The sequence below is a fragment of the Tritonibacter sp. SIMBA_163 genome (assembly GCF_046535935.1).
Taxonomy (GTDB): Bacteria; Pseudomonadota; Alphaproteobacteria; order Rhodobacterales; family Rhodobacteraceae; genus Epibacterium; species Epibacterium scottomollicae.
Genome location: NZ_JAWJBP010000643.1, coordinates 1 through 262 on the forward strand (window position 1 = coordinate 1; position 262 = coordinate 262).

General features: G+C 62.2%; 1 pseudogene. It reads right to left on the reverse strand.

From position 1 onward, the window contains the following. Nucleotides 1-262, reverse strand: a pseudogene (locus R0J92_RS23890) (TRAP transporter small permease); the annotation flags it as partial.

The window sequence follows — 262 nt, forward strand, 5'->3', positions numbered from 1 at the left end:
GTAGGAGTCGCCGTAGTTGATCAGAACCTCCAGAAAGCGCAGAAACCTGAGCATCGGCACATTCTGCACCTCGTAAAAGCTCTGACTGCGCGCGGAGGTATCAAACCCGGTGGGGAACCAACGGCCCGAGGCGGGCGGCAGATCCGCAAACACGGCCCAGTAGTCATAGGCGCCCTTCAGCATCAGCAGCGAGAAGGCGCTACAGACAGCCGCAGCGATCAGGCCCACGATGCGACGTGCGCCCGCGGGCAGCATGTTGACG